This is a genomic window from Microcystis sp. LE19-8.1F (assembly GCF_027531715.1).
Taxonomy (GTDB): domain Bacteria; phylum Cyanobacteriota; class Cyanobacteriia; order Cyanobacteriales; family Microcystaceae; genus Microcystis; species Microcystis wesenbergii_A.
This window is the reverse complement of the sequence record NZ_JAPZSO010000111.1, coordinates 1-20,014: the sequence shown is the minus strand read 5'-3', so window position 1 is coordinate 20,014 and position 20,014 is coordinate 1. Positions and strand designations below refer to the sequence as shown.

Sequence of the window (20,014 nt, the reverse complement as noted above, 5' to 3'; positions counted from 1 at the left end):
GGCTTGTAAACAGGCCTGATAGAATGATGGTAACATATTGAAATTTTGGGTGGTTGTCTCAACCACTCTATTTCTTTTGGGTTCATTTGGCTAGAGTCTTTATCTTGATTACCTTTGAACCCCTTTGTCACCCCTTGAGCGATGGATCATATTATTCAAAAAACCTACCGCAGTTTTCCCCATTTACTCGCTTTTCACACCGTCACCCAAGCAGAAACTTTCTCAATATCTCCCCCCTATCGCTGTTTGGCTAATGGTTTAGACGTATCTTTGTATCAGTTTCGGGACGATTCCTCCCCCTGTCTAGCCTGGGTGGGACGGATTGCCCCAGAAAAAGCTTTAGAAGATGCGATCGCTGCTTGTCAACAGTTAGGTGTCCCTTTACGGGTTTTCGGTCATATTTCCGATCCTCTCTACTGGCAAAATCTACAGGATAACTATAGTTTCGATTTAGTCGATTATCGCGGGTTTTTGCCCACCGGGAGCCTACAAAAAGAGCTAGGCGACTGTTTTGGCCTGTTGATGACCCCGCGCTGGGTTGAGGCTTTTGGTAACGTGGCTATTGAAGCTTTAGCCTGTGGTGTTCCCGTAATTGCCTATCGTCGTGGTGGTCCAGTAGAAATTATCGAAGAGGGAAAAACTGGTTTTTTAGTTGAACCTGATAGTATCGAGGGATTAGTTACAGGAATTAAAAATTTAGACCGGATCGATCGATATTTTTGTCGTGCAGTAGTCGAGCAAAAATATTCCCTAGAAGCTTTGGCAAATCGAGCTATTAATTGGTTTGAAGAAATTTTTTGTCAGTGAGGGAGCAGGGTTTTTAGCTGGAGTCTAGTATAATAGAAGCAGGACGATGTTTCGAGAGTGCCTTTCTGTCATCACACAACAACAGAAAGGCACAAATATCTACTCACCGGAGGTTAAAGTCATGAAAGCTTTAGTAGTTAAACCTCATCCAGTTATTTGGCTCATTTCGCTCTGCGTAGCTTTTTTCCTAGTTCCTTGTCCTGGCCTAGCTCTGACGGTTCAAGAAGTACCCAATCCTCGACAGGTTTCCGGGGGATGGGTGACAGATAAAGCCGAGATTCTTCAACCGGAAACAGAAACCCAACTGAACCAGATGATCGCTCGGTTAGAAGCCAAAAACGGAGCGGAAATAGCAGTGGTAACTGTACCGGAAACTGCTCCCGCCGCCTCTCCTAAAGAGTTTACGACCAACCTTTTCAACTATTGGAAAATTGGCAAAAAAGGCCAAGATAACGGCGTGCTATTTTTGATTTCAGTCAAAGACCGCCGCGTGGAAATTGAGACAGGATATGGAGTAGAGGGGATTTTACCCGATGGGAAAGTTGGCAATATTATCAAGACACAGATAACGCCGCGCTTCCGGCAAAAAGATTTTGATGGCGGGACTTTGGCAGGGACCAGAGCCATAATTGTCTCCTTAGAACCATCCTTGAGTAAAGAGTTGACTCAAGATACCCCCCAGAATAATAGCCGAGGAGTACATTTCTGGATGTGGTTAGGTGTTGCTATTGGCGGCGGTTTGGTTATTTTTTACCTGATATATCGGATTAGCCTCTATCTAATTAGCAGCGGCAGTATTTTTAGTGGTGGAGATAGCAGTAGTAGTAGCTTTAGCGGTGGAGATAGCGGCGGCAGTAGTTTTAGCGGTGGAGATAGCGGCGGCAGTAGTTTTAGTGGTGGAGATAGCGGCGGCAGTAGTTTTGGTGGTGGAGATAGCGGCGGCGGTGGTGCTGGGGACAGTTGGTAATGGCCGTTTGTGATCGAACACCGTGAATCTCTGGGAAATTTTCTAAGATTAGCCATGAACGACAAAGAAATTCGCATTCCTGAAGAAATTGTGCCAGAGGTGCTAGAACTTGCCTCGCGATACTATGCTGATTACACCCAGAGCTTCGCCGAGTCGGAATTAGTAGAGGCTGCAAAAGAAGTGCGGATTCCGGCTGAATTTATCCAACAAGCAATTCGGGAAGTTCAGAGGCAACGCCAGCAAAAGTTAGAGCGACAGAGGAAGGCGACACAACAACGCCAGAGATTGCTATCTGTGGGGGTAGGTATAATAGGGGTGATTGCGCTTTCGGGAATGTGGACATATAATACCCTAGTGAGTTCTGCCTCAAGAGTAAATGCAGCCTGGGCGCAAGTGGAAAACCAACTCCAGCGGCGTGCCGATCTCATCCCTAATCTCGTCAGCGTCACACAAGCATCTGCTCAACAGGAAAAAGCCTTAGTCACCTTGCTGGTGCAATCCCGTCAGGCATATTTGCAAGCACTAACCCCCGCACAAAAAGCCGCTGCTATCGCCAAAATCGATCAGGCGATCGCACGTTTCCACCAGTATGCCGCAACGAATCCGCAGTTACAGTCTAGCCAACTGTATATCAACCTCCAGTACGAAATGGCAGGCACGGAGAACCGCCTAGCGGTGGAACGGATGCGATACAATCAGGCGGTACAAGCTTATAACCAGCAAGTCCAAGCATTTCCCACCTCGCTCCTCGCTAAAGCTTGGGGATTTCACCAGCAGTCCTTTTTCCATGCCACGAAATGAAACCCTGATAGTATCGAGGGATTAGTTACGGGAATTAAAAATTTAGACCGGAGCGATCGATCTTTTTGTCGTGCAGTAGCCGAGTAGTCCGGTTAAATCTAGCCTAGCATAAACTTTTCTATCGGGTTATCCCAGAAGGGTTAGGGATCAACCACAGAGACGCAAAGAACACAAAGTCAAAACAGACTCGATATTAATTTTGCTTACTTACTTAAATAAATTTTTCTGCTAGAGTTGATTTTAAACCCTGTATTATCTATGGCAAGATTGACCCAAGAATCGTTATGTGACGAGGCAGCTGTCTTCTCAGCTTTGGAATCTCAACATCAAGAATCTTCACTCTATGGTGTTACAGATGGTAAAGCGATCGGAACTTACTTAGAACAAAAGTTTAAACTATATCTAAAGGAAAAATATAATTTTCTTGACGGTAATTCAGCTAGTGGGATTGATTTTCCCGATTTGTTAGTAGATATCAAAGTAACAAGCATGAAACAACCTCAATCATCTTGTCCTTTTAAATCCGCAAGACAAAAAATTTTTGGACTGGGATATTCCTTAATTATTTTTGTTTATGAAAAGTTAGATAATAGCCTAAATCGTACTGCCAGTTTAAGAATTATCAGGACAATTTTTGTCAGTGCCGAAAGAACAGCCGATTTCCAGATGACTCGTGGTATCCGCAATATCTTAAACAATCAGGGAAACAAAGATGATTTAATTGCTTTTATTTTAGATAAAAACTTACCTGTTGATGAAATGGAAGCGGCCAATATAGCTGATGAAATTCTTGTTCATCCCCCAGGACAAGGTTTTTTAACTATTTCTAATGCCTGACAATGGAGATTACAATATACTAGGGTAATCGATCTTGCCGGTCAAGAAGAAGGATTAATAGCCATTTATAGAGAGAATTAGTCATGCAAGCTTCTCAGGTTAAAATTGAATATGGAGACTTTCAAACTCCCCCGGAGTTAACCGAAAAGATTTGTCAAAAATTATGGCAAATTCATGTTAAACCCGATGTTATTATTGAGCCAACTTGTGGTATAGGTAACTTTTTAAAAGCAGCCGCACTTACCTTTAAACAAACTGAAAAAATCCTCGGCTTTGAAATTAATCCTAATTATATCACTCAGATTAATCAAGATCGGCAAATATCCCAAGATCAAAGAATACAAGTTGAACAGAAGAATTTTTTTGATTGTGACTGGTATTCTCTGACTCAACCATGGACAGAAAATATTTTATTTTTGGGGAATCTGCCTTGGATAACCAACTCAAAACAGGGACTTATTAACGGAAAAAATTTACCTCACAAAAGCAACTTTCAAGGCTATCATGGTTTAGATGCTATGATGGGAACAAGTAATTTTGATATTTCAGAGTGGATGTTAATTAAGCTCATCGAATGTCTTGATCGACGTTCAGCTTATCTGGCAATTATCTGTAAAACAACCGTATCTAGAAAAATTTTAAACTATATCTATACTCACAAAATTCATCTCGTTTACTCGGCAATTTATCCGATCAATACTCAAAAATATTTTCAAGCAAATGTAGATGCTTGTCTTCTATTTTGTCAATTTGATTCTCATTCGGAAAATTACTTTTGTGATGTTTTCAATAGTTTTGAGGAAGGAGAATTTCAGCGCATTGGTTATCAAAATAATATCCTAGTCAGAGATTTAAATTCTTTTACTAGATTAAAATATTTGTACCATAAGCATCCTCAAGAAAAATGGCGTTCAGGAATTAAACATGATTGCTCAAAAGTCATGGAATTACAGTTAGTTAATGGAGTTTTTGTCAATGGTTTAAAGGAAGTCGTTGATATTGAAACCACCTATCTTTATCCTCTCCTGAAAGGTTCAGATGTGGCACAAAATCGCCTAGAGGTTATCAATAAATACATTTTGGTAACTCAGAAGTTTATCGGTGAATCTACAGAAAATATACGGGATATAGCACCAAAAACTTGGCAATATTTAGTTAATCATAAAAATTATTTTCTGGATAGAAAGAGCAAAATTTATCAAAATCAGCCAGACTTTTGTATATTTGGTGTGGGTTCTTACAGCTTCTCTCCTTTTAAGATTGCCATTTCTGGACTTTATAAAAAACTAAATTTTAACCTTATATTACCCTATCAAAATCAACCCGTTATTTTCGATGATACTGTTTACTTTTTAAGCTTCGATGATTTAGATACCGCTCAAAAAACCTTACAGCTTCTCAATTCTTCTTTAGGAAAAGAATTTTATTCATCCTTGATATTTTGGGATGAAAAACGACCGATAAAAACTCGTATTTTAAATAGTTTAAATTTATCGGTTTTAGCTGAGAAGTTGTTATCCTATAAGTAGGCTTTAATTTTAGCTGCGTTAATCTCGCATCCTAAGGGATATTTTATGATCGGGTTTTCACGGCAGAATTCAGTTATCAGTGGCTCTTCTCGACTTTGTGTGATAATTGTTGCCTATGGAATCGTGAAATGCTTATCGGGCAAGACTTTTAGGGCTATTTTGCGGATATTCTATCAGTATAGACCTCGTTTCCACACAGAAACCAGAAGAGCCTATCAGTTACCAGATGTGAGTTTTCAGTTCACTGATTACTGTTCACTGAAAATACTCCCGACTCTCCAGTTCCCACTCCCCGCTCCGCACTTCCCACACCCCACTTCCCACTCCCCACTTTCCTATACCTTTTAAACAGGACTTAGTATGAATAGTGGTGGCTGGTGACTGGTGACTGGTGACTGAAAAGGCGGATATCTAGTAAGTACCTAAGCAAAATTAATTACACATCTAAGCCACTACTCCGTCAGACTTCTGGTGTGAGGAAACAGTGAACTGAAAACTCAAATCCGATCCCTAATAGCTGTCTCCCGTCTCCCGTCTCCCGTCTCCCGTCTCCCGTCTCCTGACGACCGTCTCCTGTCTCCGTTCGGACCTCGGCGTGAGCTTTTGTCGAACGCAAAAGCTCACGGCCGAAGCCTGTCTCCTGTCTCGACTAGGAAATTAATTTTGCACGACTACTTAAAGTTTTGTAACCCACTTTCCGCACTTCTTAACATTCAATTGATAATTTTTACTAATATATTGCTGACAACCCATTGCCAGTAAGGACTATAGCTACAATGATGGATTTTTATCAAGGTGAAGAATTGTAAACTTTTTTTTAGAAAAAATCAATTATTGAAAATGTTCTTAATAGTAGTTTATACAATGAAAGTTTTCGTCAAAACATCTTGGGGAATGTAAAAATATATAAAAGTATATGAAGATGTGCGAAATGTTGTTTGGAACTAATCTTAACAAAAAAGGGGTGATTTTCTGCGTTTCCTTGACGACAAGATTGAGAAGATATTCTGTTGACTATCTAAATTATTTCTTAAGATTGTCTATGAGTGCCAAATCAGGGAGAGGCAGTTTGAGTACTTGTGCTAAAATTCTCAATTTTCAGCGATTTTCAGCGATTTTCAGCGATTTTTTTTGATCAAATCTCCCCAAAAAAAGATTTAACCTTCAACAAAAAAACACATAAAACGGCTTGACTTTTAAAATTGCAGTGTCTAGACTTAGGGTTAGGTCAAGAATTATTTTGTAGGGCAGAACAAGTCCTCAAATATTTTTCTTTAACCGTTGAAATAAATTGAATTTGAACTTGGTAAGTTATGAAGAATTCAAGCCCAATAAAGAAATTGTCACTAATCGCTTCTGGAGTGGCTCTTTCCACCTGTGTTTTAGCCGTTGATAGAGCTAATGCCCAGACAATCCTTCTTGATTTTGAGGGACTGAAAGATACAGAGCAAATTCTTAACTTTTACAACGGTGGTACGGGTAGCCAGGGTTCTTCCGGTATTAACTACGGTGTCAGCTTCAGTCCTAATTCTTTAGCAATTGTTCAAGGCGCTCCTGGTAGTAATATTGGAGGTTTACCTACCCCAGTGACGGGTGCCTTTTTCCTGAGTGGCTCCGCAAGTACCATGAATGTTGCGAAAGGGTTTACCGGGTTCTCTTTTTTCTACTCTGCCCCCTTCCAACCCGGTGTTGTGAAAATATATGATGGACTGAATGCTACAGGAAACCTGCTGGGTTCAATTAATCTACCCTTGACTCCTAATGGTGCGTCGGTGCCCGGCTGTAACAGTAAGAATTTTTGTCCTTTTAAATCTGCTGATGGGTTGCCAGGGTTGGCATTTAATGGAATTGCTAAATCCGTTGACTTTGGTGGTACTGTCAATCAAATTGTCTTCGATGACATTAAAATTACCCTAGCTCCCACAACTACGGTTCCCGAACCCACGTCTGTAATGGGTTTGATCGCCATTAGTGCTTTGGGTGCAGGTTCAGTTTTGCAACGCAAATTATTAAAGTAGGAATCTGACTGAGAAATTCGCTACTTAAAAATCGATAATTAAAAGCGGTCGTACTGTAATTAAGTGCGATCTTTTTGAACGTCAGTCCTCAGCCTTTTCAGTTATCAGTGACCACTTCCTTGCCTTCGCCCTCTTTGAATAACTTCTGCTGCTCACCATAAGTGAAATAGTCCTAAAAGTCTTGCCCCATAAGCACTTCAGGATTCCATAAGCAAAAATTCTCACACAAAGTCGAGAAGATCCTGGCTGCCGATCGAGTGGTAATAAACTGTTGACTGTCTAAATCATACTAAATCCTTTGAGTATGGGCTATTTATGAGGACAGGCACTCATGCAAGGGGCAAAAGGGGCAATAGATAATCAGTCTGGATTACTCGTTGAGACTGCACCGGAGTTGGGAGCAGCGAGCAGGGAGGGGAAGTTTGAGCATTTGTACTAAAATTTCCAATATGCAGTTTAAATTCAGTACAGCTTATCACTCCTGAAGACTGCACTGGAGTTGGGAGAAAGGAGCCTCTTGCCGTGATCGCATCAGTGATCAGTTATCACTGATAACTGATCACTGATAACTGATCACTGATCTGGGCTCACTCAAGCAATTTCTTCAGCAGGGCATCCACTTCCTCCAGGCCGGATTGATTATTTTTCAGGACATAAACCGCTCGCGCTTGCTTAAAAGCTTCCTCCGCTTCTCTTTTTCGTCCCCGACCCGCGTAGGCCCGACCGAGATTAAGATAGACATCGGCGTTATTGGGGGCGATTTTGGCCAAATCTTGATAGGCGATAATTGCTCCAAGATAATCTTTTCTGGCCAGATGGATGCGACCGATTCCCGCTTGTGCTTCCAAAGATTGGGGCTGCAGGAAAACAGCCCGACGATAAAAGGGGAGAGCCTCGTCAAAACGCTCTTGTTTTTCGAGTAAAATCCCTATTTTTAGCTGAATTAAAAAATTTCCTGCACTTTGTCGTTCTATTTCTTTTAAAATCTGGGTTCCGCCATTTAAATCGCCCTGTTTAAGCAAAAGGCTGGCTAGTTGCAATCTTAATTCACTATTGTTAGGGAATCTTTGCAGGGATTTTTGGAGAAAATCGAGGGCTTCGCTGCTTTTATTCTGTTCGATCAAGGCTTTACCCATGATTTCGTGGGCTTGCTGATTATTGGGGTCGAGAGCTAAAACCCATTGGTAAACTTCGCCCGCTTTTGCATAGTTTTTTTGCCGTAATAATACCACCCCTAAACCGAGGTAGTGTTGGACGTTTTTCGGTTCTATTTGGATAGCGTAGTAGTAAGCGGTGGCTGCATTGTCATAATCGCCGATATTAGCCAAACTATAACCGAGAGCATGGAAAAAGTCGGGATTACTCGGATCGAGACTTAAAGCTTTTTGGTATGCTTGGGCGGCGGCGCTATAATCCCCTTGCCGCGTTTGTAAAAAGCCGATCCCGGAGAAAATTTTGGCATTATTGCCATCAAGGGCGGCAGCCTGCTCGTAAACGGCTATAGCTTCCCCATAATTGCCATTTTTGACCAATTGCCGCGCTTGACGCAGTAGTTCGTTAACCTGTGAATCCTTGCTCACGATTGCCCCCCCCGGATTATCGGCGATCGCAATTGAGGCAGAGAAACAGCCCCCCGCGAGAAGACCGATGAGCAAGATTAAACGGGTAAATTGTTTCATCGCTTTACCTTTGTTAACGATTCTTAATTAAAGTTTATTGTAAATAGTATTGACAAAAATCAACTATTCTGCATCACCCTTGGACGAGATTATTGCGGGCCTCTTGGGCGACTTGGGCGCTTTTGTCGCCGGTTAACTGGGTCAAAACAGCGATCGCATCTTGCCCCCCTAAGCGACCTAAAGCTTGAGCGAGACGATAGCGCAGTTGCCAGTCATCATCACTAGCCAAGGGAACAAGTAAAGAGACGGCGCGAGGGTCGCCTAGTTCCCCAAAAGCACTAACGGCGGCCGTTTTTATCAATTCATTATCGGAGTTAAGGGCGATTTCGAGCAGTTCAAAGCCCCGGGGTTCCCCCAATTCGCCCAAAGCGGCCACAATGCTAAATTGAATTAACCAGTCGGAGGATTGTTGATAGACAGCCACCAGATCATCGTAGGCTGCCGTTAATTTTAACCCCCCGATCGCATCGGCCGCGGCTGCTTTCACGTCTGCTTCGGGATCGTGCAACAAGCGATCGCGTAGAATAGTTAAGGTCAGATCAGGATTCTGACGACCGAGGATATCTAACTGACTTACCGCCGAATAACGCACCCTAGCGTTACTATCGTTAATTAAAGGCTGTAACATCTCGAAGGCGATTTCTGGGGCCAAATAACGCAGTTGATTAACTCCCGATAAGCGATCGCCATAATCATCGGAATCGAGCAGCCGTTGCACGGATTCAGGGGAATAATTCATAATTTGATGACACCCTTAACAATTGGACTGATATTAATTGTCCCATGAATAGTTATCGACTCCTGACTATCTCGATCATCTTTAGTTCCCCGGTTTTTTGGGGCTGTAGTCCTCCCTCTCCTATTAAAAAAGAACCTACGGCCGAGATGATCGCTTCTCCTTCTCCCAGTCCGATTATTTCCGCATCAGACATTAAGGCCGCTAATCGTTATCGTCAATTGGGATTACAGTATCGTCAACAGGGAGATTTTATCAAAAGTATTGAAGCTTTAAAAAAATCGGTACAGTTAAACCCCAATCATCTGGACGGGAGAGTAATTTTAGGATGGACACAACACCTAGCTAAACAACCTTTAGCGGCACAAACAACCCTAGAGGAAACGATTAAAATTGCCCCCGATCATGTGGATGCTTATAATGCTTTGGGAATCGTTTATCTTGTCGGTGGTCATCTTGAAAAAGCCGTATTCACTCATACTAAAGCCGCTAATTTAAAACCAGATAATGAAATCGCCTACTATAATTTATCCCTCGCCTATCATCGCTTAAACGATTTTGATTCAGCTATTACTAACGCTGAAAAAGCAGTTACATTAGAGCCGAATAATCCCCATCCTCTTGTGGCTTTGGCAATGGTCTATTTAGATCAAGGTGATATTAAAAAAGCGCGGGATACCTACAAAAAGGCTAGGGATTTAGACGGTCGTTATCGAGAAAAATGGTTTCTGGCACACCTGAAGGAAGCGGGTTTTAGTCAGGAGCAAATTAAATTAGTCGAAAAGTTACTATCCTAGATTTGAAAGTTAATATTTCCCCTTAGGATGCCTGTCGATGTCCCAGTTTTAGGAAAATAGTTTCTAAATCTTCGCAGCAAGTATAAAACTCGCTTAAGGTCAGACCAGAAACCACTAAAGATTTCAACAATTCGGCACTATCTTCTAGGGTTCCCGTAAATTTAACCCGGAGAGTATTAGTATTAATAATTCTTTGCCAACTTTCCACAAAAACACATTGTTTAAGAGCGGTTTCTAAGGCTTCTAAATTGCCTAGAGTCGTAATCTGCAAGTATTGGCCGGCTAGACGTTGATTTAATTCCTCTAAAGAGGTACTTTCCACTAGATAACCTAATTCCATTATACCCACAGAAGTACAAAGTTCCGCTAAATCACTAAGGACATGGGAGGAAATTAAAATAGTCATACCTGCCGATTGTAAGACTTTAATAATCTCACGAAATTGTAGGCGAGCGATCGGGTCTAATCCAGAAACCGGTTCATCGAGAAGTAAAATTAAAGGTTCATGGATAATCGTTCGGGCTAAACTTAAACGTTGTTTCATCCCCCGGGACAAAGTAGCGATCGAATTATGGCTTTTACTGGTTAATTGTACCAGTTCTAGAACCTCATAAATGCGGCGATGACGTTGGGAGCGAGGGATATGATAAAGACGGGCAAAATAATCCAGATAATTCCAGACATTTAGGTCATCGTAGAGGGGAAAATTATCGGGTAGATAACCTAAATTTCTTTTGAGACGGGGATTACTCTCATCTCTTAAAAGACGTTCTCCGTGCAGATATATTTCTCCCGTTGTCGGTTCTTCCGCTGCCGCTAACATTCTAATTAAAGTGGTTTTTCCTGCTCCATTTGGACCGATTAACCCGTAAACTTCCCCCGCTTCAATCTGTAAATCCACTTGATTAACAGCCCCATGGCGGTCAAATTGTTTGGTTAAACCAACGGTAGCAATGGCTAATTCGGGTGTGTTCATAAATTTTTTTAGTTAGGTTCTCACGGTGACTCGCTAGTAAAGACAATATAATCGTTGATTTTTGCCCATTCCATTATGTCATGATCTGGAGCGCGAGGATCGCCTACCATTGACCAATGAACTGCTTGAATATCGTATTTTGCCAACACCGTTACCCACTCAGGGGTGAGATTCATATCAATGATAATTTTCATGGCAAAGATAGGGGAATTTCCACTTCTTCTACTCGCCAAGCAGCATAGGTAAGCGCTTCATCAATATCAGCTAATTCTAGATAGGGATAAGCGTTAATAATCTCCTCTTTGGAGTAACCAGCAGCGATTAATCCCACTAGGGTTCCCACAGTGACTCGCAAACCACGAATACAGGGTTTACCTCCCATGACTTCTGGATTAAAAGTGATACGCGTCGGAGTTTTCATGATTGTTGTTAAATTGTTTGAGCCTTCATATCTTCTCAGTATATTCTTACCTAATAATTTTCGGTGAAAACACTTAAAAATAAATCTTTTCTGCCAGAGGTGATAGTTTTGCCGAGCGCTTGGGTATCTTAGGGGTGTAAACTAATAACATGGTAGTATTTTCCCTGCGATCATGACGGACACAATCATCGAGGTGGAAAATTTGGGTAAGCGCTATGTTCTCGACCATCAACAGGAACGAGAGAAGTACACTGCTTTGCGCGATGTGATTGCCCAGGGGGTAAAATCGGTGTTAAAGGGTTTCGGTGGCAAAAAAACCGAGACTAAGGAGGAATTTTGGGCGCTGAAGGATGTCTCTTTTCAAGTCAAGCGCGGCGAAGTGGTGGGAATTATCGGCCGCAATGGTGCGGGAAAATCGACTCTTTTAAAGATTCTCAGCCGGATTACGGAACCAACCACCGGACGAGTCCGCTTAAAGGGACGGGTAGCGAGTTTATTGGAGGTGGGGACGGGTTTTCACCCAGAGTTGACGGGAAGGGAAAATATCTATCTCAATGGTGCGGTGTTGGGGATGATGCGGCAAGAAATCGATCGCAAGTTCGATGAGATAGTGGCGTTTGCCGAGGTGGAAAAGTTCCTCGATACTCCGGTTAAGCGCTATTCTTCGGGGATGTATGTCCGTTTGGCTTTTGCGGTGGCGGCACACCTAGAACCGGAGATTTTAGTAGTAGATGAAGTCTTAGCGGTGGGTGATGCGGCTTTTCAAAAAAAGTGTTTAGGCAAGATGGGTGATGTGGCCAGCAAGGAGGGGAGAACGGTTTTATTTGTTAGTCATAATATGGCAGCAGTTCAGAGTTTATGTCAAAAGGGTATTTGGTTAAATCAAGGTAAAATAATTAAGACAGGTGCAATTGATCAAGTAACTTTTGGCTATCTTCAAACTGGTTACATAAATAATACTGAAAGGGTTTGGGATGATTTACAAGAAGCACCAGGCAACGATAAAGTTAAAATCCATCGAGTAGCTGTATATCCTGATCTAGAAAATTCTCTAGATGCCATCACTGTAGCTACACCGATAAAAATTATTTTTGAGTGTTGGAATTTCTTGCAAGAAATCGATTTAAATTTAAGTGTTGTTATTTACAATTTAGAAGAGGTTTGTATATTTAATACTATTTCAGCATCGCAAAACTTTTCTCAGGGTTTAATCAGAGGAATTCTTACTATTCCTAAAAATTTATTAAACGATGGAATTTACAGAATAAGGTTATTAATAGTTAGAGATACATCAATCGCAATTTTAGATATTAGTGATATTTTAACTTTTGAAGTCAAAGATGTTGATCGGCAAGGAAATTGGTATGGTAAATGGATTGGGGCCATTCGTCCTCAGTTAGATTGGCGTTTAGATATGGTAAGTAGTTTAAGTTAATTTAAGAAAAATAAGAAATGATTATGATTAATAAAATAGTCACAAGCACTGGTAAAATAACTCGAAAAGCTTCACGTTATGTCAAATTACAACAGGCAAAATTGTGTTTAGTCAATTTTGAAAAACCTTACAAATTTCATGTTGGTTGTGGATCTATAAAATTAAATGAATGGATTAATATTGATCTAGAAAAAATCAATGAAGTAACGGATATAGTCTGGACGGTTGATCAGGGCTTTCCTTTTGCTGAGAAAAATTCTTGTAGTTTTATTTATAACGAACATTTTCTAGAACATTTGTCAGTTAAAGAAGCTATGATTTTTTTAAAAGACTGTTATCGAGTTCTTGTACCTAATGGAGTTTTACGAATTGCTATGCCATCTCTGGAGTATACGATTAATAAATATTGCTCAGATAACTGGCAAGATCAAGATTGGTTAACTTGGAAGGGTCACGAGTTTATCAAAACACGCGCCGAGATGATTAATATCGCCTTTCGCTGGTGGGGTCATAAATGGCTATATGATCGTGAAGAATTACATCGAAGGCTGCAGGAAGCAGGATTTGAGAAAATCAGAGATGTAGAATGGGGATGCAGTGAAATACCTGAACTAAGAAATCTAGAAACTCGCAGAGATTCAATATTAATCTGTGAGGCGTGTAAATAGTTTAAAAAAATATGTGTAATTGAGTGGGTGTTGATGATGAAAAAAGTTGATTTGTATTTGGGAGGTGACTTAGGTTTATGGGTATTAGATCGAGTATCACAACACGAAGTAGAGCAGATATTTACTGTTGATGTATCAATAGCTAGATACGCCATAATGAAGGGATTTAATCTTTGCGATAAAAATGTGAATACACTAGAAATAAATTCATCCGACTTCGGTGTTTCCGTGCATTATCCAATAATTATTCAAAGTCATATTTTGGTAAAGTACAAAAAAATTTATAATTTACACCCTGCTTTCTTACCATACGGGAGGGGATATTACCCGATTTTTTGGGCTTTATGGGAAAATACACCAGCAGGAGCAACATTACATGAAATAAATGAAAAGATAGATCAAGGTAATATTATTGAAAGAATGCAAGTAGAATATGACGATATTGATACGGGCGGCTCTTTATTTAAAAGAGTTAGAGAAGCAGAGAAAAAACTTTTTGAGCGATATTGGTATAAAATAGTTAACGAAGAAACATTACCATCATTTCCTCAACTTGAACTAGGAACCTATCATAGTAAAAAAGAGTTTTTTTATATAAAAACACAGTCAAACTGGCAGGATATGAGAGGCAAAGACTTAATAAAACTAATTCGCTGTTTAACTTTTGAAGGATACACAGGGCTAGAAATTGAGTTGGGTACAAAACCTTTTGAAGTTTTATTAAGAGCTTTACCTGAGTAGTTTTAATATAAATGAGATGATTTTTTGGATTTTGATAACTTGACTAACAAAAATGGGCATTTTAAAAATAAGCCTATGGCAAAAAACTAAAACCCTATGGTCACTCAAACGCATTCAAGCAAAAGTAATCTCGATGATTTGGCTATTTTTGGCGGAAGTCCATCCTTTTCTGAACCGCTTCATGTGGGTCGTCCTAATATTGGTAATCGGGAAAATTTGCTAGAGAGAATAAATGATCTACTTGATCGCAAATGGTTAAGTAATAATGGTCGCTACGTTCAAGAATTTGAAAGTCGTCTGGCGGAACATTTAGGAGTTAAACACTGTATAGCTACTTCTAACGGAACTATTGCTCTAGAATTAGCGATCCGCGCCTGTGATCTCAAAGGAGAAGTTATCGTTCCTTCCTTTACCTTTATCGCTACTGCCCACGCACTACAATGGCAAGAGATAACCCCTGTTTTTTGTGATATCGATCCGAAAAATCACACTCTCAATCCCTATCGAGTCGAAGCAATGATCACTCCTCGCACCACAGGTATTATTGGGGTTCATCTGTGGGGGCAAGCTTGCGATGTGGATAATTTAACTGAAATCGCTCAAAAACATCAATTAAAGCTGCTATTCGATGCTTCTCACGCCTTTGGTTGTTCCTATAACGGACAAATGATTGGTAACTTCGGCGACGCTGAAGTATTTAGTTTTCATGCAACCAAGTTTATTAATACCTTTGAAGGAGGAGCGATCGCTACTAATAATGATGAATTAGCCCAAAAAATTCGCCTGATGAAAAACTTTGGTTTTGCGGGTTACGATAACGTCGTTTATATCGGCACTAACGGTAAAATGAGCGAAATTGCCGCCGCTATGGGAGTCACCTCCCTAGAGAGTATGGACGAGTTTATCGAAGTTAACTATCGTAACTATAAAACCTATCAGCAGGAACTAGAAAATATTGCGGGAGTTTCCCTTTTACCTTATAATGGGTCTGAAAAATGTAATTATCAATATATTGTCTTAGAAGTCGAGGAAGATATTACAGGAGTTAGTCGAGATAATTTACTGAAAATACTTCATGCAGAAAACATCATTGCCCGGCGCTATTTTTATCCTGGTTGTCATCGTATGGAACCCTACCGCTCTTATTTTCCTCATGCAGGTTTACTACTACCTGAAACAGAGAAATTAACTCAAAAAATTCTAATTCTACCAACGGGAACATCCATTGCTGAGACAGAAATTCGCCAAATTTGTCGTGTACTGCAACTATCGATCGCTAATGCAAAACTTCTTAATCAGAAAATCCAAGAAATAGCTCTTTTGCCAGAACCTCAACCGATTAAACCCTAATATGCCAAGAGTTTCAGTTATTATTCCTTCCTACAATCATGAAAAGTACGTTGCTGAGTCTATTCAAAGCGTACTAGATCAAACCTACCAAGACTTTGAGATTATTATCACCGATGATGGTTCAAAAGATCGCACGGTGGACATAATTAAACAGTTTACTGATCCTCGCATCAAACTATTTTGTTTTTCTCAAAATCAGGGTGCTGTTGTAGCTGCCAATCATTGTATTCAGAATGCTCAAGGAGAATTCATCTCTCTTTTAAATTCGGATGACGTTTTTAAGCCTCAAAAATTGGAGGTACAAGTTAAATTTTTGGATGAAAGTCCTAATATTGGAGCAGTGTTTAGTCAAGCTCAGTTTATAGGAGAAAATAGTCAAGTTTTGACCATAGTTAATTATGAAAATTTTGATAGAGAGAATAGAACTCGATTTGAGTGGTTAAATTATTTTTTCTATCATGGTAACTGTTTATGCCATCCCAGTATATTAATTCGTAAAGAGTGTTACGATGATATTGGTTTGTACGATCCCAGACTGGCACAATTACCAGATTTTGAGTTTTGGATTAGATTATGTCAGAAATATGAAATTTTTATTCTGCCAGAAAAATTAATCAAATTTCGCCTCCGGGATAATGAAGCTAATGCAAGTGCTTATACTACCGAATCTAGGAGAAGAATGTATATAGAATATCCTATGGTTTTTCAACAGTATTTAAACTCGTCAATTTTAGACAATTTAGAAAAAGTTTTTCCCGAAGCTATTCCCAAAGAATGGTCTAAACATTACTCAAATGATTTTGATATATTGGGTTATTACCTAATGGCAAATTTGTGTTTGCAAAGTAAAATCAGTTCGATTAATTATTTAGGTATCAATATAATGTATGATTTACTAAGTAAGTCAAATTTTATTGATCACGAATTGATAAAACAAAAACTTAATTACACTGATTTAATCAAAATCTCTGGAAATTATGAAATCTTTAGCGATCAAAATCTAAATGAAGAATTTAAGTTTTTCAAATCGAGTGTTTTTTATAAAGCTTGGATGTTTTTTAGAAATATAAAAATTAAAACTTAAGTGTAGGATTGTTAAGTACATATTATCTTCTCAAGACTAAATACTATATACTAGGAGAACCAAAATGAACGGTGAGGAAATAAAAAAAGACGGCAACTTCAGACTAGACTTAGGATGTGGTAATTCTAAAAAAGAGGGAACAATTGGTATCGATATAGAAAAAGCAGACGGGGTAGATTATGTATTAGATATACAAAATCAGCCTCTACCCTTTCCAGATCAAAGTGTTGAGTATATTTATTCATCACATTTTTTGGAGCATATTGATAATCCTGGACAAGTATTTCAAGAAGTCAGCAGAGTTGCAAAAAATGGAGCGGAATTAGAAATATGGACTCCCTACGCATGGACAAATGATGCTTTTATTTTTGGACATAAGTTTTACTTTACAGAAGAACTTTATCTACATTTGTGCTGGAAATATCCAGAAATTTGGGAAGAAATTTTTCAAGCTAGATGGACACTCAGAGAAATAGTCTATGTTGTTCATCCAAGTACAATCTTAGAACTCCATGAAAACGGTATCTCTCTAGATTTCGCTATTAAGCACTATATTAATATAGTTGCAGAAATAGGAATATTTATTGAAATCAGCCATTACAATCGACCTCCAGTTACTACTCCTCCTAAAAAAAGTTTTGCCTTTACAAGATACTCTGAAAGATATCCACTTAAAGTCAACCATAAAAAAGAACAACAAAAAAGTTTGCTGACCAAAATTCGTATGGCACAAGCTCTACTCAAAGAAATGGGTTTGAAAAATTTTGTACAATTTCTCAGAAATAAAGACTCGATATTTAATAATAGTAAATAATTGAAAATAAAAATCTCTAAGGAGTTAATATTCTATGTATAAAGTATGTGCTTACATAACGTCATATAATGACTTAGAAGCAGTTAATAATTGTATTTTTGCACTAGGACAACAGACCTATCCTATTGAAAAAATACATATCATTGATAATTCATCTCAACCGATAACCTTAGAAAAAGAAGAGAATAAAATTACGATAGATCATCATCCTGAAAATATCGGAATTTCTGGCGGTTTAAAAATTGGAATTAAAAAAGCAATTGCTGAAGGATATGATTTCTTGTGGACATTTGATCAGGATAGTCAGCCCTTACCAGATGTTTTAGAAAAATTACTTAACAACTATGACAACTTCACAAAATCTGGTCAACAAATTGGCATAATTGCACCTCTCCCGATCGATGATATTACTGGACAGGTTTGGCATGGAATTGTTTTTGATAAGTATAAATTTATCGAAACAAATGACAGCAAGAATCAGTTAAACACTTATGAATGTGATGCTGTTATTACATCAGGTTCTCTCGTATCACTATCAGCGGCTAAAAAAGTAGATTTACCAGAAGAAGGTTTTTTTATTGATGCCGTGGATTGGGATTATTGCTTGAAGTTTCTGGATAAAAATTATAAAATTTACGTTGTAAAAGATGCAATTATAAAACATCGATTTGGTAATTCTAGACCAGACAAAGCGATTTTTAGAAAAAGAGAGGTAATGATTTATAACTACTCCGCTCTTCGCTACTATTATATGTGTAGAAATCATACTTTTATAGAAACTCGTTTAGCTAGTCTTAATGGTAACTTAGCTAGATCAGTGCTGCGGCGCTTCAAATTTTTGGCAATTATTTTAATCAAGATTATCTTTTATGAACGCTCACAAACATTACTAAAAATCTGGGCTTGTCTAAAAGGAACCTACGACGGATTTCGTGGCAAACTAGGAAAAACTTGGCAATAACTTCGATAAAATACCAAATACCCAGCGAAAAAATAACCACTTTAAAGGACAATCTAAACCCTGCAATTCTGGTAAATTAAATAACTCCATCACCCGACGAAACTCGGTTAAATTTTTCCTTCGCAACATCCGAAAAGCACCAGCGAGAATAAATTGATGAAAAAATTTTCCTTTACATCTGTCTAATTCCTGCGGATTTAACACATCTGTAACTCTCGAAAAAATCTCTAGTAGTCTTCTAATTGTTGTTTGATTAAAAACTCCCATAGTTAAAGCTTGTGAATGTACCGTATAAGCACAAGTGATAGTAGGTACACATAAAACCCCATAACGACTAAAGAGACGTATCCACATATCAATGTCTGTGGGTTCCCCCAAAGCAGCATTAAAAAATCCTACTTCTTTAAATACCTGACGCTGAATCACCATAGCAGGAAATCTGACAAAAGACGAATTTGACAAAAGTTTAATTAAAGCTGCTTTCGGGACTAAATAACCTTCGTTTAGTTGTCGTTTTAAGACTTTTTCTTGCTCATCTACCACCGCCACCCCAAACAGCATCACTGCTCTATCACAATCACTGATCTTTGTCAATATATTTTGCAAAGATTCAGAATATAAAAAATCATCATCATGGAGAACTAAAACGTATTTACCTTGAGCTAATTTAAGAGAATAATTCCAGTTTTCTGCCATGCCTAAACTAGGTTTATTCGCTTGATATTGCCATTGTCCAGACCAATTTATTAAAAGTTCTTGAACTACTTTTTTGCATCGTTCATCGGTAGAATCATCAGAAATAATAATCTCTATTTGCTCAACAATTCCCTGAGAAATAATTGAATTGATCCCCCGTTTTAGCCAATCAGGACGATTATAAGCTGGAATACAAATACTTAGTTGAATCTCTGGTGTCATCTTCTATTATTTTGCTAAGATTTACCTTACTATTATTGCGTAATCGAGATATTTCTCTGGTTACTTTTTCCCATTTCTCCGCACCAACTCTAATAACAAATAGCAAACTAATTAGCGATCGCTATTTCCTCGAACAAGAACTACAAAAATTAGTATTTACCCAAATTATACAACGTACTGCCCACGAAAGCTATATTTTTAAATGGACAGCATTTAATCTCAATACCGAACCTGATCACAGCATTTATAAACCTGACTCTATTTATATTGAAGCTATTAAATAAATTCTAGTAGAATATAATAACACATATTCCCTTGCTTAAAACTATGGTTGCTCTAAGTACAGGACAAAAAATGTAAGGACTGGAGAAAAAGAGAAAAGTTAGGTAATGAAGGATTGAGAATAAGATGACGAAGGTGGTCTAAACCTAGCCGAAAGAGGCTTTTTGCTCGGCGACCATGTTTCTTGATAGGA

At 39.0% G+C, this 20,014-nt stretch carries 18 protein-coding genes and 4 pseudogenes; 15 read left to right on the top strand and 7 right to left on the bottom strand.

What is annotated here, in order from left to right; translation table 11 throughout:
* Positions 1-138: 138 nt before the first annotated feature.
* From O9334_RS11075 to O9334_RS11050, 6 genes and pseudogenes are all read left to right on the top strand, one after another.
* Positions 139-807, top strand: a pseudogene (locus O9334_RS11075) (glycosyltransferase); the annotation flags it as partial.
* A 121-nt stretch (positions 808-928) separates the two neighbouring features.
* A complete protein-coding gene (locus O9334_RS11070; protein ID WP_288000293.1) occupies positions 929-1,774 on the top strand; it encodes a TPM domain-containing protein in 846 nt (281 codons plus the stop codon).
* A 54-nt stretch (positions 1,775-1,828) separates the two neighbouring features.
* Positions 1,829-2,575, top strand: a complete 747-nt coding sequence (locus O9334_RS11065; RefSeq protein ID WP_288000292.1) for a LemA family protein — start codon at positions 1,829-1,831, stop codon at positions 2,573-2,575.
* Between the two features lie 258 nt (positions 2,576-2,833).
* A pseudogene (locus tag O9334_RS11060) lies at positions 2,834-3,493 on the top strand (type II restriction-modification system restriction endonuclease).
* 2 nt (positions 3,494-3,495) lie between these two features.
* Positions 3,496-4,941 carry an SAM-dependent methyltransferase gene (locus O9334_RS11055; protein WP_288000290.1) on the top strand — a complete coding sequence of 482 codons (1,446 nt, stop codon included), beginning with the start codon at positions 3,496-3,498 and terminating at the stop codon, positions 4,939-4,941.
* A gap of 1,340 nt (positions 4,942-6,281) precedes the next feature.
* Positions 6,282-6,959 carry a PEP-CTERM sorting domain-containing protein gene (locus tag O9334_RS11050; RefSeq protein WP_288000289.1) on the top strand — a complete coding sequence of 226 codons (678 nt, stop codon included), beginning with the start codon at positions 6,282-6,284 and terminating at the stop codon, positions 6,957-6,959.
* 587 nt (positions 6,960-7,546) lie between these two features.
* Here O9334_RS11050 and O9334_RS11045 read toward each other — a convergent pair.
* Both O9334_RS11045 and nblB read right to left on the bottom strand, forming a co-directional pair.
* Positions 7,547-8,638 carry a tetratricopeptide repeat protein gene (locus O9334_RS11045; protein WP_288000288.1) on the bottom strand — a complete coding sequence of 364 codons (1,092 nt, stop codon included), beginning with the start codon at positions 8,636-8,638 and terminating at the stop codon, positions 7,547-7,549.
* Between the two features lie 73 nt (positions 8,639-8,711).
* Complete coding sequence (gene nblB / locus O9334_RS11040) at positions 8,712-9,377, bottom strand: phycobilisome degradation protein NblB (RefSeq protein WP_288000287.1); 666 nt, start codon at positions 9,375-9,377, stop codon at positions 8,712-8,714.
* 44 nt (positions 9,378-9,421) lie between these two features.
* Here nblB and O9334_RS11035 point away from each other — a divergent pair, with 44 nt between their 5' ends.
* Positions 9,422-10,171, top strand: a complete 750-nt coding sequence (locus O9334_RS11035) for a tetratricopeptide repeat protein (RefSeq protein WP_288000286.1) — start codon at positions 9,422-9,424, stop codon at positions 10,169-10,171.
* A 22-nt stretch (positions 10,172-10,193) separates the two neighbouring features.
* On the opposite strand, the gene O9334_RS11030 is transcribed toward O9334_RS11035, so the two are convergent.
* Genes O9334_RS11030 through O9334_RS11020 form a run of 3 tightly spaced genes read right to left on the bottom strand, consistent with a single transcriptional unit; the run spans position 10,194 to position 11,568 of the window.
* Entirely contained in the window at positions 10,194-11,147 is a 954-nt protein-coding gene (locus O9334_RS11030; RefSeq protein ID WP_288000285.1) for an ABC transporter ATP-binding protein, read from the bottom strand.
* Positions 11,148-11,167: 20 nt separating this feature from the next.
* Positions 11,168-11,341, bottom strand: a complete 174-nt coding sequence (locus tag O9334_RS11025) for a DUF5615 family PIN-like protein (protein ID WP_190380533.1) — start codon at positions 11,339-11,341, stop codon at positions 11,168-11,170.
* On the bottom strand, positions 11,338-11,568 hold the full coding sequence (locus O9334_RS11020) for a DUF433 domain-containing protein (protein ID WP_272082785.1): 231 nt from the start codon (positions 11,566-11,568) through the stop codon (positions 11,338-11,340). The genes O9334_RS11025 and O9334_RS11020 overlap by 4 nt, the downstream gene beginning before the upstream one ends.
* A 172-nt stretch (positions 11,569-11,740) precedes the next feature.
* On the opposite strand from O9334_RS11020, the pseudogene O9334_RS23160 reads away from it, so the two are divergent.
* The 7 genes and pseudogenes from O9334_RS23160 to O9334_RS10985 form a co-directional block, all read left to right on the top strand.
* Positions 11,741-12,434, top strand: a pseudogene (locus tag O9334_RS23160) (ABC transporter ATP-binding protein); the annotation flags it as partial.
* 592 nt (positions 12,435-13,026) lie between these two features.
* Positions 13,027-13,671 (top strand): class I SAM-dependent methyltransferase, encoded by a 645-nt coding sequence (locus O9334_RS11010; protein WP_288000283.1) that lies wholly within the window; start codon positions 13,027-13,029, stop codon positions 13,669-13,671.
* Between the two features lie 36 nt (positions 13,672-13,707).
* Complete coding sequence (locus O9334_RS11005; RefSeq protein WP_288000282.1) at positions 13,708-14,412, top strand: formyltransferase family protein; 705 nt, start codon at positions 13,708-13,710, stop codon at positions 14,410-14,412.
* Between the two features lie 96 nt (positions 14,413-14,508).
* The gene (locus O9334_RS11000; protein ID WP_288000281.1) at positions 14,509-15,762 is read left to right on the top strand and encodes an aminotransferase class I/II-fold pyridoxal phosphate-dependent enzyme; all 1,254 of its coding nucleotides are present in this window, start codon (positions 14,509-14,511) and stop codon (positions 15,760-15,762) included.
* Position 15,763: 1 nt separating this feature from the next.
* Entirely contained in the window at positions 15,764-16,846 is a 1,083-nt protein-coding gene (locus O9334_RS10995; protein WP_288000280.1) for a glycosyltransferase, read from the top strand.
* 64 nt (positions 16,847-16,910) lie between these two features.
* On the top strand, positions 16,911-17,660 hold the full coding sequence (locus O9334_RS10990) for a class I SAM-dependent methyltransferase (RefSeq protein ID WP_288000279.1): 750 nt from the start codon (positions 16,911-16,913) through the stop codon (positions 17,658-17,660).
* 34 nt (positions 17,661-17,694) lie between these two features.
* Positions 17,695-18,621: a glycosyltransferase family 2 protein gene (locus tag O9334_RS10985; RefSeq protein WP_288000278.1), complete on the top strand. Its 927-nt coding sequence runs from the start codon at positions 17,695-17,697 to the stop codon at positions 18,619-18,621.
* Here O9334_RS10985 and O9334_RS10980 read toward each other — a convergent pair.
* Positions 18,601-19,539, bottom strand: coding sequence for a glycosyltransferase family 2 protein (locus tag O9334_RS10980; protein WP_288000277.1), 939 nt, complete (start codon positions 19,537-19,539; stop codon positions 18,601-18,603). The genes O9334_RS10985 and O9334_RS10980 overlap by 21 nt on opposite strands.
* Between O9334_RS10980 and O9334_RS10975 the strand changes: the two genes are divergently transcribed.
* Complete coding sequence (locus O9334_RS10975) at positions 19,533-19,823, top strand: hypothetical protein (protein ID WP_045358043.1); 291 nt, start codon at positions 19,533-19,535, stop codon at positions 19,821-19,823. The genes O9334_RS10980 and O9334_RS10975 overlap by 7 nt on opposite strands.
* Positions 19,824-19,875: 52 nt before the next feature.
* Here the strand turns inward: O9334_RS10975 and O9334_RS10970 are convergent.
* Positions 19,876-20,014, bottom strand: a pseudogene (locus O9334_RS10970) (IS4 family transposase); the annotation flags it as partial.